The organism is Rickettsia senegalensis, from assembly GCF_056135685.1.
Window position 1 is genome coordinate 922,012 of sequence record NZ_JBVYTQ010000001.1, and the last position, 16,431, is coordinate 938,442.

Consider the following 16,431-nt stretch of genomic DNA (forward strand, 5'->3'; position numbering starts at 1 on the left):
TTGCAATAAATAAAAAAATAGATTATTTTGGTTAATCAATTTTAAATTGCTTAAACAAATTTAAATTCTTAAACTCACACCTATAATTGTTTTAATCTAATTAGGTTTTCTAATAAAATATATTTTCTACCATTAAGTAAAAATATGAAGCCTTCTACTTCAAAATCATTAACTGACAAGTTAAGAACCTTATATAGTTCTCACAATACTTTACCAAAGCTAATAGAAGATGAGAAAATCAAAGCTCAGTCTTTAGAGGAATATTAAGTAAAATTACAGATATTACTGAGTGAAGATGATGAAGCAGGCAAAGCAGCATTACGTGATAAAGTGGTCGGAGAAAAGAAATCGGTAGAAATAGAGAATATCTTTAAAGCTGTGGATACGAAAAAGAAAATAAAGGAGTTGCTTAATAAGAAAGAGCTACATAATAAGGATGATGAGATTGATAATATAGTTAAGTCACTAGAGGGAGAAACAAATGAGGAAAATAAGTTTGCGATACTTCGCAGGAATCTAACTAATAAAAGTGAATCAGAGATAAAAAATATAGCTGAATCAATAAATAGAATCCAAGCAGGTATAAGTAAAGTATTGTTACTTGGTAGTGCAGGAATAGGTAAAACTACGTTAATGCATTATCTATCTTATAAATGGGGAAAAGGAAATTTATGGAACGATAAGTTTGATTATGTTTTTAGAGTTAAGTTAAAAGAGCTATTAAATGAAAGTTGGAAAGACGGTTATAGTGGGCATTTTGATATTAATAATTTATCTCAAAGTAAGCTTAATTGTTTTATCCATTATTGTTTAGGCGGTAGCGAAAGTACCTTAAGCGTTAAGGAAATAATGGATATCCAAAATAAAGATAAGATGTTGTTATTACTTGACGGATATGACGAAGTAGCACATTTAAATATTCGAGATGAATTTAAAAAGTTAATAGATAAAATATTAGAATATAACAACGTAATAATGACTTCTAGACCTAATGCGGTTATAGAAGAAATGAGTAACAGGTTTGAGCGGAAAGTAGAAAATACAGGCTGGGATACAGAGGGAATAAGGCAATATGTAAATAAAAATTTTGAGTATGATAAAGAGCTGGGAACACAATTAACAAGCTTTTTGGATACTCACAGCTAAATAAAAGAAATATGCGTAGTTCCTATCAATACTGCATTAATATGTTTGGTTTGGAACGATAAAGATATAAGGGATAAATTTCAAAAAATAGTAATGAAGATTTTAATATAAGTCGTTTATATAGTGAAATAATAAATTGGCTTAATAATAGGCATCTAGCAAAAACCCAGCATAAATATAAGAATAAAACAGAAGCTAATAATCACTTTAAAAACATAATGAGATTTTTAGAGCAGATAGCCTATGAGTTGTAATAGTTGAGATTTAATCTTACATTTAGTAAAATTAAGATAATATTAAATGGAGGATTAGAGATGAATCTAAATCAAAAAATAATAAAGCCAAAAATAGGATTACTAGAATTAGCTAGGAGTCTTGGTAGTATATCGTCAGCATATAAAGCTATGGGTTACAGTAGAGACAGTTATTATAGGTTTAAAGAGTTATATGAAACAGGAGGAGAAGAAGCATTATATGAGATTAGTCGGAAGAAGCCAATTATAGCGAATAGAGTTGATCCTGCCGTAGAGAGAGCAGTATTAGATATGGCAATAGAATACCCCGCTTATGGTCAGCTGCGAGTATCAAATGAGCTTAAAAAGACTGGTATTCTTGTATCACCTGGAGGAGTTAGATCTATTTGGCTACGTAATGATTTAAATAATATCAATAAAAGACTTAAAGCATTAGAAGCCAAAATGGCTCAGGATGGTATTGTTCTTACCGAAGCTCAGTTACAAGTATTAGAGAAACGGCGTAGCGAGAAAGAAGCTCATGGTGAGATTGATACACAGCATCCAGGTTATCTAGGATGCCAAGACACATATTATGTAGGTAATTTTAAAGGCATAGGCAAGGTATATTCTCAAGTGTTTATTGATAGTTACACTCGGGTTGCAGAGGCTAAACTATATACTGATAAAACAGCACTTACCGCTGCTGACATGCTTAATGATAGAGTGTTACCATGGTATGAGAGTCAGCAAATACCAGTACTTCGTATTTTAACTGATAGAGGTGGTGAGTATAAAGGTAATATAGAACATCATGCTTTTGAATTGTTCTTAAGCATTGAGGGTATTGAGCATACTACTACTAAAGCATATTCTCCTCAAACAAATGGTATGTGTGAACGTTTTAATAAAACTATGAAACAAGAATTCTTTGATACTGCTATGCGTAAAAAGATCTATACTGATCTTGATGATCTACAACTAGATCTTGATATTTGGCTAGAATATTATAATCATGAAAGACCGCATTCCGGTAAATATTGCTATGGAAAAACACCTATGCAGACTTTTATGGATAGTAAAAAGTTAGCTGTTGAAAAGAATAACGAAATCTTATATCTTGAATACTCATCTGACAGTCATAACTTATCAGACATTCAGATATAATTTTTATAATGTCTGTAAGATTAAATCTTGACTTCTACACTCAACTCAATGGCTTTGGTCTTATAATAACGAAAGACCTAATATGGCTATTGGCGGTATAACACCAATACAAAAATTAGCTCTCGCAACTTAACTCTCTACTCTCTATTGCGATTAAAAATGGGAGGATTACCATTTTGCTAAACATTCCTTCTGCAAATCCGCTTGTTGCTCGCCATGGCAATCTTAATAACAGCTTAATTGTTAGCAAATATTCATACATCTTGCTATTATATCTTCTCGCTCCTCCTTGCCTCTGTTCCCCTCCATAATATAACTCTTTTAAATATTCTTCACAAAATGTGAAAATTATTGTTCCTCTTTTCTTTAAACTTCTGTTATATTCTTTCCAGTTGCAAACTTTTTGTAGCTTTGACATACACACTTGTGGTTAAGTTTTTTGTCAATTTACTACTTTTCTTAGTTCGCAGCTACTTTTTTTATATCTACGCAACAAGGCCTTGCGAGGAGCCATAGGCGTTGTTGCATGGTCCGGTTTTTCTCCTTTCATCCCGTGATTTATTCACGGGAACCAGTTAAAAATATCAATATTATTGATATTTTTAGTTGTTTTCTGGATACCGTGGTCAAGCCACGGTATGACACCGAGTGCGTTTTTCGATCTATGCAACAAAGCCGAAAATAGATAAACGATTATATAGTAATAACTTAAAAACAATAATATTTATGAACGATTCAAGGAAAACAAAAATTTCTAAAGACTTAGCAGAAGTACAAGAGCATTATCAAGATTATCCTTATCCTTTCAGAGACCCAAATCAAGAAAAAGAACGTTTACTTGCAATTTGCGGTGAGTTCTTAGGAGAATTAAACCATTTTCTATATAAAGGAAAAGAAAATTTTAATAATGGATTTAAATGCTTAATAGCGGGCGGCGGCACCGGTGATTCGACTATTTATCTTGCCAAGCAGTTAAAAGATAAAAAAATGCCGAGATAATATATCTAGATTTTAGTAAACCTAGCATGGAAGTAGCACAAAAACGTGCAGAAGTACGAGGACTTAAAAATATTAAATGGATTAATGATTCAATATTAAATATACCTAATTTAAAACTTGGAAAATTCGATTATATAAATTGTACCGGTGTGCTTCATCATTTAGCAAATCCTGATGAAGGTTTAAAAAATCTAAAAGATTCTTTAAAACCGACCGGCGGTATGGGTTTAATGGTATATGCTAAATACGGACGTACCGGTGTTTATCAAATTCAGGATTTAATGAAAATGATAAATAAAGATACTAAAAACCGTGTCGAAGAAGTAATGAACGGGAAGCTAATTCTAGATAATTTGCCTGCTACTAACTGGTATAAAAGAGGTTGGGAATTATTTTCAGACTACCAAAATTTCGGTGACATTGGAGTTTATGATATGTTCCTGCACAAACAGGATAGAGCCTATTCCGTTCCTGAGTTATATGAATTCGTAGAAAAAGCAGGCTTAAATTTTGTTGATTATCTTGATCCTTTAGAGAAAATTTTATTAAGACCGGAAAATTATGTAAAAGATTTTTCACTTCTACAAAAAATTAAAAAGATGGATAAAGTAACTAGAGAAGCAATTTCTGAAATACTTACCGGTAATATTATTAAACATTCATTTTACGTATCAAATCAAAAAGATAGTGTAGCCTCTCTTGATGACCTTGATAATATACCGTACTTCCATAATATTGCCAATTTTGCTAAACAAATTTATGAGCATTTGGAATCTAATCCTTCAGCAGTAAATAATGTTATTAATTTTATTATTAATAATGGGATATTAAATAATGTTAATATCTCAATGTCGATATTTAGAAGCACTAAATATATTTTTAAATATATGGTAGAAGAGAAAAGTTTAAGAGAAATATTTGATGCGGTACGCAGCGAATTAAACCAAGAAATAAGCAATGAAGCATTATTAAACGAAGTTAAAAACGTTTTCACTCCATTACTTAATTCAAATGTATTATTATTAAAATCAAAGGATTTGTAGAGTATACGTGGATTAGTTTATCCAAACGCCCTTGATGTCATACCCTGGCTTGTCCAGCTTTGTTGCATGGCTTGGTTTCCGTCATTGCGAGAAGAATTACGTAGTAATTCGACAAAGTAATCCAGTTAAAAATTTTGATTTACAGAATTTTTTAATTATTTTTCTGGATTGCAACAATGCTTCGCTCCTCGCAAAGCAGTGTTGCGTGGATCGGTAAAACCTTCTGTGTCACCCCGTGGCTTGACCAGGGGTCTATAAAAACAATAAAAAATACTAATATTTTAGTATTTTAACTGGATTCCGTGGTCAAGCCACGGGATGACAGAGGCGAAATTGATCCACACAACAATACCTGCTCGCAATGACGATTTGGGTTGACAATGCGCTATTACGTTGTTAGTATGCTTTTACATACATAAACAATTCTTATAAGCTAACAAGATAAATAATTCTTCAAACCGCAAGAATAAATAAAATTTTCTAAAAATCTAATTTGATTCCTAATTTTAAATAAGTATATTACTTACCTTTAAACTTAATTGCTAACTCAACTTTTCAATTATAATCTATTAATAATAAAATAATGAACACAACTAATAAAGAATCTACAGAAGAACTTAACAATACCGAATCCAATAACAATCATAATAATTTTGCAGAGCACGGTAATATTATTAATTTAAAACAATTAAAACGTAAATTACCAGAGGAACTACAAGCTCAAGCAGAAGAATTAAAAATTGAAAATATTAATTCATTACTTAAACAAGAATTAGTTTTTGCAATTTTGAAAAAATCCGTAGAGCAGGGAGGTTTAATAGTTGGCGAAGGGGTACTTGAGGTATTACCTGACGGGTTTGGTTTTTTACGTTCACCGGAAGTAAACTATTTAGCAGGTCCTGATGATATTTATATTTCTCCTAGTCAGATTCGTCGCTTTGGTCTGCGCACCGGTGATACTGTAGAAGGTCAGATCAGAGCTCCAAAAGCCGGAGAACGTTATTTTGCTTTACTGAAAGTCAATAGAGTAAATTTTGAAGACCCTTCTAAAGCTTATCATCGTGTTCATTTTGATAATTTAACTCCCTTATATCCTGATGAAAAATTAGGATTAGAACTTGAAAATAATAGTAAAGATAGTAAGGATTTTAGTACACGGGTTATTGAACTTGTTGCCCCTATGGGTAAAGGACAACGTGCATTAATAGTAGCGCCGCCTCGTACAGGTAAAACCGTATTATTACAAAATATAGCACATGCAATTACAACTAATAATCTGGAAGTATTTTTAATAGTACTGTTAATAGACGAAAGACCTGAAGAAGTAACCGATATGCAACGTTCCGTGCGTGGAGAGGTTGTTAGCTCTACTTTCGATGAACCGGCAAGTAGGCACGTGCAGCTTGCAGAAATGGTTATCGAAAAAGCAAAGCGTTTAGTAGAACATAAAAAAGATGTGGTAATTTTAGTAGATGCGATAACACGACTCGCTCGTGCTTATAATACCGTAGTGCCGTCATCAGGGAAAGTATTAACGGGCGGTGTTGATGCTAATGCACTACAAAGACCGAAAAGATTTTTCGGAGCAGCAAGAAATATCGAAAACGGCGGTTCGCTTACTATAATCGGTACGGCTTTAATTGAAACCGGTTCTCGTATGGATGAAGTAATTTTTGAAGAATTTAAAGGTACAGGTAATTCCGAGATAGTTCTAGACCGTAAGATTGCCGATAAGCGTATTTATCCGGCTATTGATATAACTAGATCAGGAACTAGAAAAGAAGATTTATTAGTAGATAAAATAATATTAAATAAAATGTGGGTTCTTCGTCGTATTATCGATCCGATGGGTAGCAGTGAGGCAATAGAATTTTTACTCAAAAAACTTGAACATACTAAAACTAACGGTGAGTTTTTTGAGATGATGAAGAGCCCTGAACGTCCTAAAAACGGTTTATAGTCGTACCGTCATTGCGAGAAAAAATTGAAAATTTTGACGATGTAATAGTTGAGATTTAATCTTACATTTAGTAAAATTAAGATAATATTAAATGGAGGATTAGAGATGAATCTAAATCAAAAAATAATAAAGCCAAAAATAGGATTACTAGAATTAGCTAGGAGTCTTGGTAGTATATCGTCAGCATGTAAAGCTATGGGTTACAGTAGAGACAGTTATTATAGGTTTAAAGAGTTATATGAAACAGGAGGAGAAGAAGCATTATATGAGATTAGTCGGAAGAAGCCAATTATAGCGAATAGAGTTGATCCTGCCGTAGAGAGAGCAGTATTAGATATGGCAATAGAATACCCCGCTTATGGTCAGCTGCGAGTATCAAATGAGCTTAAAAAGACTGGTATTCTTGTATCACCTGGAGGAGTTAGACCTATTTGGCTACGTAATGATTTAAATAATATCAATAAAAGACTTAAAGCATTAGAAGCCAAAATGGCTCAGGATGGTATTGTTCTTACCGAAGCTCAGTTACAAGTATTAGAGAAACGGCGTAGCGAGAAAGAAGCTCATGGTGAGATTGATACACAGCATCCAGGTTATCTAGGATGCCAAGACACATATTATGTAGGTAATTTTAAAGGCATAGGCAAGGTATATTCTCAAGTGTTTATTGATAGTTACACTCGGGTTGCAGAGGCTAAACTATATACTGATAAAACAGCACTTACCGCTGCTGACATGCTTAATGATAGAGTGTTACCATGGTATGAGAGTCAGCAAATACCAGTACTTCGTATTTTAACTGATAGAGGTGGTGAGTATAAAGGTAATATAGAACATCATGCTTTTGAATTGTTCTTAAGCATTGAGGGTATTGAGCATACTACTACTAAAGCATATTCTCCTCAAACAAATGGTATGTGTGAACGTTTTAATAAAACTATGAAACAAGAATTCTTTGATACTGCTATGCGTAAAAAGATCTATACTGATCTTGATGATCTACAACTAGATCTTGATATTTGGCTAGAATATTATAATAATGAAAGACCGCATTCCGGTAAATATTGCTATGGAAAAACACCTATGCAGACTTTTATGGATAGTAAAAAGTTAGCTGTTGAAAAGAATAACGAAATCTTATATCTTGAATACTCATCTGACAGTCATAACTTATCAGACATTCAGATATAATTTTTATAATGTCTGTAAGATTAAATCTTGACTTCTACAGCTATGGAAAAACACCTATGCAGACTTTTATGGATAGTAAAAAGTTAGCTGTTGAAAAGAATAACGAAATCTTATATCTTGAATACTCATCTGACAGTCATAACTTATCAGACATTCAGATATAATTTTTATAATGTCTGTAAGATTAAATCTTGACTTCTACAGCTATGGAAAAACACCTATGCAGACTTTTATGGATAGTAAAAAGTTAGCTGTTGAAAAGAATAACGAAATCTTATATCTTGAATACTCATCTGACAGTCATAACTTATCAGACATTCAGATATAATTTTTATAATGTCTGTAAGATTAAATCTTGACTTCTACATTTCATTTAATATATTTATCTTAGTAATTACTTCGTTTTTTCTTCCTTTCTCTGTTTTTTGTTGTAAGTTAAAGCCAAACGTTCGCTTCAACCTAAACATAAACGATTCAACCCTTAACCTTTGATGATAGCCGCTATTAATTTTCCATGCTTTTAAACCTTCATCAAAATTTTTATATTCTCTAATTCCTTTTATTACTTTATCTCTGTAAGCTAAATGTTCTTTCTCTACCTTGCTTTTATTCTTTAATTCATCTTGTGACTTAGATGTTCGTGCTGGGGGCATTAAATCTTGTGCTCCCCAATCATATATTATCTTTCTAAACTCCTGCGTATCATAAGCTCCATCTGCTATAACGGTTTTAGCTTTGCCTGTTATCTCTTTGCTCATATCACCAACAACTTCACAGTCGTTTGTGTTACTATCCGTATAGGCTACAGATAGTACTTCCATACTATCTAAATCGACTGCTACATGTATCTTCTTCCACTGTTCTCTCTTACGATATAATCCATCCTTACCGTTATAATCCATCCTTACCGTATTTCCTTTGATGCCACCCACTGGTGCTATATACATTTACTCCGGTACTATCAAATACTATCTCTTTCCCTGAACCTTTCTCTTGTACTCCAATATTTTTTACTCGTAACTTTAGCTTACTAGCGATTCTTGATGCATGGGCATAATCCGGTATTCTTAAATCCTTACCCGCAAATATTTTGCTAAACATTCCTTCTGCAAATCCGCTTGTTGCTCGCCATGGCAATCTTAATAACAGCTTAATTGTTAGCAAATATTCATACATCTTGCTATTATATCTTCTCGCTCCTCCTTGCCTCTGTTCCCCTCCATAATATAACTCTTTTAAATATTCTTCACAAAATGTGAAAATTATTGTTCCTCTTTTCTTTAAACTTCTGTTATATTCTTTCCAGTTGCAAACTTTTTGTAGCTTTGACATACACACTTGTGGTTAAGTTTTTTGTCGATTTACTACTTTTCTTAGTTCGCAGCTACTTTTTTTATATCTACGCAACAAGGTCTTGCAGGAATGACGTTGATTGTACTAATTAAAAATATCAAAAATCATGAGTATAACACCTGATTATTTAATTGAAAGAAGACAAATAAAATCTCGTTTGTTAATTTGGAAACTAGCAGCTATTATTTTAATTGCTATCGTATTCTTACTAGTCGGTAAAGATTTTGCTCCAAAAGAGGTTTTACCTATTAATAGTAATGAAGATTATATAGCTTCCGTATTAATAGATGAAATAATCCTTGAAGACGAAAAGCGTGACAAAAAGCTCAAAAAAATAATCGATGATTCTCATATTAAAGCGTTAATAGTTAACGTAAATTCTCCCGGCGGCACGGTAGTCGGCTCTGAAAAAATTTATAATATCTTACGCAAAATATCCGAAAAAAAGCCGGTAGTAATCGTTATGGGAACAATGGCTGCAAGTGGCGGTTATTTAATCTCTCTCGGAGGCGATTATATTATTAGCCATAATGGAACTATTACAGGTTCAATCGGTGTAATACTACAAACAGCCGAGGTAACGGAGCTTGCTCAAAAATTGGGGATTAAGTTCAATAATTTTAAATCGGGTGAATTAAAAGCTGTCCCAAATCCTACCGAAAAACTGACGGAAGCAGTGCGGGTAGCCATTATGGAAAATATAGAAGATACTTATAATTTTTTCCTTGAACTTGTTTCAGAGAGACGCAATCTTCCTATAGAAGAAGTAAAAAAGCTCGCAGACGGGCGAGTATATTCAGGTCGTCAGGCTTTAAAGTTAAAGCTTGTGGATGCTATAGGCTCGGAAGATACTGCATTAAAATGGTTACAGGAAGTTAAGAAAATTAATGCTAATCTACTAGTTAAAGATTATCAATTAAAACCAAAACCAAAATTAATCGACATAATACTTGAAGATTTTGATAGTATAGCACCTAGCTTTTTTAAAAATAGTTTTAATGGAATCAAAGCGATTTTTTAATAATGGTTACTAAGAATTATTTAATAGATAAAGTACATGATAAGCTGAATTATCTTTCCAAAGAAGATGTTAAAGATTCAGTAGATTTAATCTTAGATTATTTAAGTCGGTCTCTCAAAAAACAAGAGCGTACCGAAATTAGAAATTTTGGTAACTTCTCCATCCGCAAACGCAAATTCCCCGAAAGCGAAAAATTCTATAATATTGTTTATTACAGAATGCCTAAAAATTTATTTAAGGAGTGAGTTATGGAATGGTCTAAATATAGTGTTATAGAGAAGTGGAAAATAATAAAAAGCATGGCATTACATAATAATATTTTTTCCATGGCTCTTCATATTGAAGATTTAGAACTCTTCAAAAAAATATTATCGATAGACGGAAACTGGTTATTCAAGCACTTAATATAGACTCTCTCATGTATCACGATATTATAGGTAATGGGAAATATGATTCTTTTTTTGAAGCATTATATAATTACTTAAATGATAGTAAACCAGCACTCATGCCTTTAGTATCTAATAAGAAAGAATATTATCCTATTTTTGAAGAAGTATGTATTGAATCTTTGGTCGTGCCTCCGTATTGCAGTTTAGAGTAAATAGTCTATAATCCTCAAACAGTAATAAGAGAGAATTATAGTTAAGGAGTTATGGCAAAAATAGATGTTAAGTGTAGATATTGTAACAACACAGAAGAAGTAATAAAGTCAGGATATTCAATTTCAAAACAACAGAGATATCAATGCAAGCGGTGTAATCGATATTTTTAATTGGAGTATATTAATAATGCATCTAAGCCTGGAGTTAAGGAGCAAATAGTAGAAATGTCAATCAACGGCTCTGGAGTTAGAGATACAGTAAGAGTATTAAAAGTGGGTATCAATACAGTTATCCGTGTTTTAAAAAAATCTAGTATTAAAAAACAATAAATCATTCTATCAGTACAACAGAAGTAATTATTGCTCCTGAGATAGATGAACAATGGTCTTATGTACAGAATAAATCCAGACAACGATGGCTTTGGTATGCCTTGGATAAGATTTCGTTAAAAGTAGTTGCTTATACGTTTGGTACAAGATGTGATAGCACATTAGAATCATTACTGAAAAAACTAGAGAATTTCAAGGTGACTTTTTACTATACAGATGGATGGGGGAGTTATGCTAGGTTATTAGACCCTAAAAAGCATATTATCAGTAAAAAATACACTCAACGGATAGAACGAAGTAACTTGAACCTTAGAACGAGATGCAAGAGGCTTGCACGTAAGACAATCTGCTTTTCCAAGTCATTGGATATTCATGATAAGGTTATTGGTACTCTTATTGAACGTATAGCTTTTTAATAGGCATAACTGCAATATGGAGGCATGACCGAATCTTTAAAGGAAAAATATCATCAATAATGACATATTTAGAAAAAGAATCGGATGATCACCCTAGATGGGAATATGAAGAAACTTTAGCATATTATTTAGAAACTAGAAAAAATTATGATGAGCCTAAACCTGAACCTGAAATAGAAAAAAGCGAAGAGGAACCTAATTTAGATTATGCAGAATTAGATTTAAAATATTATGAAGAATCTTTAGATTATTACTTAAATGTTATAGGGTAGGGTAATAAAATTTTCCTCTCACTTGACATTATAATAATAGGCAACTATCTTAAGTGTAAAATTAAAATAGGGTATTTATGATAAGATATTTAATAATTTTATTTGCTTCTATAGCTTTAATTGGTTGTACAGGTCAAAAAACTACGAAATCAAAAGAAGTAGTAGAACTTGACGGTGATCCAAGTTATGCAATTATGAAAACAATTGATAATACTAACAGAAATATCGCTAATACTACCTCATCTCTTCCGAGTACTCCGGTTAGATAGGAATGCTTGTTATTATTTCTTCCGCTAAAACTCTTAATTTTGAGAAGTTAGCTCTTAAGACAGAGCTAACGACTCCTATATTCCCTAATTTAACTAATCAGTTACTTTCTACACTCCAAAGCTATTCTGAGAATCAATTATCGGAAATAATGAATATAAGCGCAAAGCTTGCACATATAAATAAAGAAAGATTTAAGGATTTTGATAATCAAAAGAGTAAAGCAGCTATTTTTGCTTATGCAGGAGATGTTTTTAATAATATACATGTAGAAAAACTAACTAATCATGAACTAAATTTCCTACAATCACATTTGCTTATTATATCAGGTCTCTACGGAGCCTTAAAACCACTAGATGCTATTAAGCCGTATAGATTAGAAATGACAACAAAACTAAATGAAATAAATTTAACGAGCTTTTGGCAAGATGAAATCACGGATTATATTAATAAAGCCCTTGCTAAGCATGAAAATAAATATTTACTCAATCTAGCATCACAAGAATATTCATCTGTAGTAAATCTAAATAAGCTTAAATATCAATTAGTTAACATTCATTTTAAAGAAAATAGAGACGGAAAATTATCAACAATTGGAATAAATGCTAAAAAGGCTCGTGGGAATATGGTGAATGTTATCGCTAGTAACTCAATTGATTCCCCTGAACTACTTAAAGATTTTTCATATTTAGGTTATGAATTTAGCACAAAACACTCATCCGATAGTGAATTGGTTTTTATTAAGGAGTGAGATGGTGGGTGATAGTGGACTCGAACCACCGACCTTTACGATGTCAACGTAATGCTCTAACCAACTGAGCTAATCACCCTTATAACGCCAATTATATGTATAAGCTTTTGCAAGCAAAGCCTTATACATAGTTAGCTTATAATTTTAAATTCTATATTTATTGCATAATGTACTAGATTTCAAGCTTTATTTCTATTATTTATAATATTTTATTACTTAGTCTATAATTTTATGGTGGATTTAAAAACTAAAACCTTCGATTTTTCTCAAAATTTTACTATTTCCCTTGACGGCCCTGCTGCTTCAGGTAAAGGGACTATCGGTTTAATATTGGCAAAAAAATTTTCTCTTAAATATTTTCAGTCAAGTATTGTTTATAGGCAGCTTGCTTTTGACTGTATTAATCAAAAAATAGATGTCACTGATATAGATGCAGTAATTGCTTTATCTAAAGAATTAAAACTCGGTAATAATTTTGACTTAGAAAATGAGGATATAGGGAATATAGCCTCGCAAATTGCCGTAATAAGCGAAGTTAGAAATAATCTAAATAAATATCTGATTAATCTAGTAAAAACAACACCAAGAATCATTATGGAGGGTAGGGATATAGGTACCGTTATTGCACCTGACGCCGATTTAAAGGTTTTTATCACTGCAAATCCTCAAATTAGGGCTGAAAGACGATATAAGCAGTTGCAAGCAAAAGGAACAACATGTATACTCGATGAGATTTTACGGCAAATAATTTTGCGAGATAAAAGAGATAAAGAGCGAAAAGCCGCACCGTTATTACCGGCTTCAGATGCTTTAATTATCGATACTTCAGAGCTTTCAGCTATAGAAGTCGTAGAAGAAATAACGAATTACATGAAAAATAAAATAACTTGAAAAAGTGCTAGTTATTTTATTCGATTTTGTGGTGTTGTTGCATGGATACCAGAACCGTCATTGCGAGTGACTGAAAGGAACGCGGCAAACCAGAAAATAATTAAAAAAATGCTAATTTTTAGCCTTTTTACTGGATTGCTTCGTCGCATTACTACGTAATTCTTCTCGCAATGACGGAAAACCGAGCCATGCAATAACATCCAATTTTATTAACCCTTTAAAAAATCTTATTAGCCTCTAGCACTTTAGCTAATATTACGAGAAAAATATGTCAATAAAACTAAAACAACGATTTGTTCCACAACTTGCAGCAATTAATCACGAATTTGAAGAAGATTTTTCTAAAATGCTTGAAACCGTTGATACAAGTCATATAAAAGAAAAAACGGTAGTTAAAGGCCAAGTAATCGAAATAAAAAACGATATGGTTATTGTTGATGTTGGATTAAAAAATGAAGGTAGAATACCTAAATCTGAATTTTTAGCTCTACCTGAAGTTGGGGACGTAGTTGAAGTTTTCATCGAGAAAATTGAGGGACGTAACGGCAGAACGATATTGAGTCGTGAAAAAGCAGTCAAAGAAGAATTATGGGGACAACTAGAAATCATGTGTTCCAAGGGTGAATTTGTCGACGGTACAATTTTTGGTCGTGTAAAAGGTGGCTTTACCGTGGATTTATCCGGTGTAGTAGCATTCCTGCCAGGAAGCCAAGTTGACGTTAGACCTATTAAAGATCCTACTTCTATAATGAATATTAAACAACCGTTTAAAATTTTAAGCATGGATAAAAAGCTTGGTAATATAGTAGTTTCAAGAAGAGCTATTTTAGAAGAATTACGTTCCGAATCTAGAGAGGAGATGCTATCTAAAATTAAAGAGGGTATGGTATTAGAAGGAACCGTAAAAAACATTACTGATTACGGTGCGTTTATCGATCTTGGAAGTGTTGACGGTTTATTACATTTAACCGATATTTCTTGGGGAAGAGTTAACCACCCTTCAGAAGTATTAGAATTTAACCAAAAGGTTAAAGTAATGGTTATTAAGTTTGATGAAAAAACCAAAAGAATATCACTTGGTATAAAACAACTTGATTCTAACCCATGGGAAGCAATTAAAGAAGAATTCCCCGTCGGTAAAAAAATGACCGGTAAAGTTACAAATTTTGCTGATTACGGCGTATTTATAGAATTAAGAGACGGACTTGAAGGGCTTGTTCATTCAAGCGAAATTAGTTGGTTAAAATCTAATCAAAACCCTAGAAAAACATTAACTATAGGACAAGAAGTGGGATTCGTAGTTTTAGAGGTCGATACTGAAAAACATCGTGTTTCTTTAAGTATTAAACAATGCCAAGAGAATCCTTTAATAAAGTTTGCTGAAAATAATCCTGTCGGTACTATAATTAAAGCACCGATTAGAAATATTACGGATTTCGGTATTTTTGTTGCACTAGGTAATAATATGGACGGCATGATTCATGAAGGTGATATTAGCTGGGAAGATAAGGGAACAGATCTATTAAAATCATACAAGAAAGGTGACGAAATAGAATGCAAAGTTCTAGCCATTAATATTGAAAAAGAACAAGTTAGCTTAGGTATAAAACAATTGTCACCTAATCCATATCAAGAAATCAGTGACGAATATAAAAAAGGTACAATAGTTAAAGCCCTTATAACAGAAGTTCAAGATGATGGACTCGAAGTACTATTAAACAATAAAGTAGCAGGTTTTATTAAAAGAACTGAATTATCGGATGAAAAAGACGAGCGGAAGCCTGAAATGTTTAAAATAGACGAAGAAATAGAAGCAAAAGTTGTTTCTATCGAGAAATCAACCGGTAGAATTTTATTATCGGTCAAAGCTCATAAAATAGCAGAACGTCAAAAAGCTCTCAAAGAATATGGTTCTAGTGATAATACCACTAATATGGGAGATATACTTGCTAATGCTTTAGAAGATAAGAAGTAGAAGCTTTTTTTCAATTTGTTATACCGTGGCTTGACCACGGTATAACATTTTAATATAATTTCAGGAGAAAATATTAATGTCGTATGTACCGATAGTAATTGAACAAACCTCACGTGGGGAGCGTGCTTATGATATATATTCAAGATTGTTAAAAGAACGTATAATCTTCGTATGTAGTACTGTTGAAGATCATATGGCAAACTTAGTCGTTGCACAATTATTGTTTCTTGAAGCAGAAAATCCTAAAAAAGATATATATATGTATATCAATTCCCCCGGAGGAGTTGTAACCGCAGGACTTGCTATTTATGATACAATGCAATATATAAAGCCTAAAGTAGCTACATTATGTATAGGTCAAGCTTGTTCTATGGGTTCACTTTTACTTTGCGGAGGCGAGAAAGGAATGCGTTATAGTTTACCTCATAGCCGTATTATGATCCATCAACCGTCAGGAGGTTATAGAGGACAAGCTACCGATATAGAAATTCACGCTCAAGAAACCCTAAAAATCAAAAGATTACTTAACGAATTGTATAGTAAACACACTGGACAAGAGTTAAAACATATCGAAAAAAGTATGGAACGTGATAATTTCATGTCGCCGGAGGAAGCAAAGAAATTTGGAATAATCGATAATATAATTTCTTCTAGAGATGCTATGACAATGTCAGCAAAATAAAGAATTGGTATTGCTAACTAAATATAGATGCGTCATTGCGAAGCCATGAAAGCGTTGTTGCATGGCTCGGCTTATCCTTTGTCATCCCGTGATTTATTTGTAATAGTTGAGATTTAATCTTACATTTAGTAAA

The 16,431-nt window shown here is 32.5% G+C and carries 17 protein-coding genes, 1 tRNA gene and 3 pseudogenes; 17 read left to right on the forward strand and 4 right to left on the reverse strand.

Annotated elements, in window-relative coordinates; genetic code table 11:
- Nucleotides 1–330: 330 nt before the first annotated feature.
- A complete protein-coding gene (locus tag AC0ODJ_RS04985; protein WP_371920394.1) occupies nt 331–1,146 on the forward strand; it encodes an NACHT domain-containing protein in 816 nt (271 codons plus the stop codon).
- A 314-nt stretch (nt 1,147–1,460) separates the two neighbouring features.
- Nucleotides 1,461–2,546, forward strand: a complete 1,086-nt coding sequence (locus AC0ODJ_RS04990; protein WP_474465757.1) for an IS481 family transposase — start codon at nt 1,461–1,463, stop codon at nt 2,544–2,546.
- Nucleotides 2,547–2,661: 115 nt separating this feature from the next.
- Here AC0ODJ_RS04990 and AC0ODJ_RS04995 read toward each other — a convergent pair whose 3' ends face one another.
- Nucleotides 2,662–2,964 carry a transposase gene (locus AC0ODJ_RS04995; protein ID WP_474465136.1) on the reverse strand — a complete coding sequence of 101 codons (303 nt, stop codon included), beginning with the start codon at nt 2,962–2,964 and terminating at the stop codon, nt 2,662–2,664.
- A gap of 308 nt (nt 2,965–3,272) precedes the next feature.
- Here AC0ODJ_RS04995 and AC0ODJ_RS05000 point away from each other — a divergent pair.
- The 5 genes and pseudogenes from AC0ODJ_RS05000 (at nt 3,273) to AC0ODJ_RS05020 (ending at nt 8,067) form a co-directional block, all read left to right on the forward strand.
- Nucleotides 3,273–4,588, forward strand: a pseudogene (locus AC0ODJ_RS05000) (class I SAM-dependent methyltransferase).
- A gap of 583 nt (nt 4,589–5,171) precedes the next feature.
- Complete coding sequence (gene rho, locus AC0ODJ_RS05005) at nt 5,172–6,548, forward strand: transcription termination factor Rho (protein ID WP_218460844.1); 1,377 nt, start codon at nt 5,172–5,174, stop codon at nt 6,546–6,548.
- A gap of 105 nt (nt 6,549–6,653) precedes the next feature.
- Entirely contained in the window at nt 6,654–7,739 is a 1,086-nt protein-coding gene (locus AC0ODJ_RS05010) for an IS481 family transposase (RefSeq protein ID WP_474465632.1), read from the forward strand.
- Nucleotides 7,740–7,774: 35 nt separating this feature from the next.
- Nucleotides 7,775–7,903 (forward strand): annotated as a pseudogene (locus AC0ODJ_RS05015) (IS481 family transposase); the annotation flags it as partial.
- Nucleotides 7,904–7,911: 8 nt separating this feature from the next.
- Nucleotides 7,912–8,067 carry a hypothetical protein gene (locus tag AC0ODJ_RS05020; protein ID WP_474465165.1) on the forward strand — a complete coding sequence of 52 codons (156 nt, stop codon included), beginning with the start codon at nt 7,912–7,914 and terminating at the stop codon, nt 8,065–8,067.
- Nucleotides 8,068–8,101: 34 nt separating this feature from the next.
- Here the strand turns inward: AC0ODJ_RS05020 and AC0ODJ_RS05025 are convergent, their stop codons facing one another.
- Together AC0ODJ_RS05025 and AC0ODJ_RS05030 are read right to left on the reverse strand one after the other, a co-directional pair.
- Nucleotides 8,102–8,641 carry a transposase gene (locus tag AC0ODJ_RS05025; RefSeq protein WP_474465168.1) on the reverse strand — a complete coding sequence of 180 codons (540 nt, stop codon included), beginning with the start codon at nt 8,639–8,641 and terminating at the stop codon, nt 8,102–8,104.
- Entirely contained in the window at nt 8,631–9,071 is a 441-nt protein-coding gene (locus AC0ODJ_RS05030; protein ID WP_121843865.1) for a transposase, read from the reverse strand. The genes AC0ODJ_RS05025 and AC0ODJ_RS05030 overlap by 11 nt, the downstream gene beginning before the upstream one ends.
- 127 nt (nt 9,072–9,198) lie before the next feature.
- On the opposite strand from AC0ODJ_RS05030, the gene sppA reads away from it, so the two are divergent.
- From sppA to AC0ODJ_RS05065, 7 genes and pseudogenes are all read left to right on the forward strand, one after another.
- Nucleotides 9,199–10,113: a signal peptide peptidase SppA gene (gene sppA / locus AC0ODJ_RS05035; protein ID WP_011271095.1), complete on the forward strand. Its 915-nt coding sequence runs from the start codon at nt 9,199–9,201 to the stop codon at nt 10,111–10,113.
- A 2-nt stretch (nt 10,114–10,115) separates the two neighbouring features.
- Nucleotides 10,116–10,358: an HU family DNA-binding protein gene (locus AC0ODJ_RS05040; protein ID WP_218460144.1), complete on the forward strand. Its 243-nt coding sequence runs from the start codon at nt 10,116–10,118 to the stop codon at nt 10,356–10,358.
- Between the two features lie 173 nt (nt 10,359–10,531).
- Complete coding sequence (locus tag AC0ODJ_RS05045) at nt 10,532–10,714, forward strand: hypothetical protein (protein ID WP_474465175.1); 183 nt, start codon at nt 10,532–10,534, stop codon at nt 10,712–10,714.
- A 51-nt stretch (nt 10,715–10,765) separates the two neighbouring features.
- Nucleotides 10,766–11,460, forward strand: a pseudogene (locus AC0ODJ_RS05050) (IS1 family transposase).
- Nucleotides 11,461–11,519: 59 nt separating this feature from the next.
- On the forward strand, nt 11,520–11,732 hold the full coding sequence (locus AC0ODJ_RS05055; protein WP_474465179.1) for a hypothetical protein: 213 nt from the start codon (nt 11,520–11,522) through the stop codon (nt 11,730–11,732).
- A 77-nt stretch (nt 11,733–11,809) separates the two neighbouring features.
- Entirely contained in the window at nt 11,810–12,001 is a 192-nt protein-coding gene (locus tag AC0ODJ_RS05060) for a hypothetical protein (protein ID WP_039594994.1), read from the forward strand.
- Between the two features lie 2 nt (nt 12,002–12,003).
- Nucleotides 12,004–12,750 (forward strand): YaaA family protein, encoded by a 747-nt coding sequence (locus tag AC0ODJ_RS05065; RefSeq protein WP_218459780.1) that lies wholly within the window; start codon nt 12,004–12,006, stop codon nt 12,748–12,750.
- 2 nt (nt 12,751–12,752) lie between these two features.
- Here AC0ODJ_RS05065 and AC0ODJ_RS05070 read toward each other — a convergent pair.
- A tRNA-Val gene (locus AC0ODJ_RS05070) sits at nt 12,753–12,829 on the reverse strand.
- Nucleotides 12,830–12,981: 152 nt separating this feature from the next.
- On the opposite strand from AC0ODJ_RS05070, the gene cmk reads away from it, so the two are divergent.
- The 3 genes from cmk (at nt 12,982) to clpP (ending at nt 16,298) form a co-directional block, all read left to right on the forward strand.
- Nucleotides 12,982–13,641: a (d)CMP kinase gene (gene cmk, locus AC0ODJ_RS05075; RefSeq protein WP_218459782.1), complete on the forward strand. Its 660-nt coding sequence runs from the start codon at nt 12,982–12,984 to the stop codon at nt 13,639–13,641.
- A 268-nt stretch (nt 13,642–13,909) separates the two neighbouring features.
- The gene (locus AC0ODJ_RS05080) at nt 13,910–15,616 is read left to right on the forward strand and encodes a 30S ribosomal protein S1 (protein ID WP_218459892.1); all 1,707 of its coding nucleotides are present in this window, start codon (nt 13,910–13,912) and stop codon (nt 15,614–15,616) included.
- 76 nt (nt 15,617–15,692) lie between these two features.
- Nucleotides 15,693–16,298: an ATP-dependent Clp endopeptidase proteolytic subunit ClpP gene (clpP, locus tag AC0ODJ_RS05085; RefSeq protein ID WP_011271101.1), complete on the forward strand. Its 606-nt coding sequence runs from the start codon at nt 15,693–15,695 to the stop codon at nt 16,296–16,298.
- Nucleotides 16,299–16,431 lie beyond the last annotated feature (133 nt).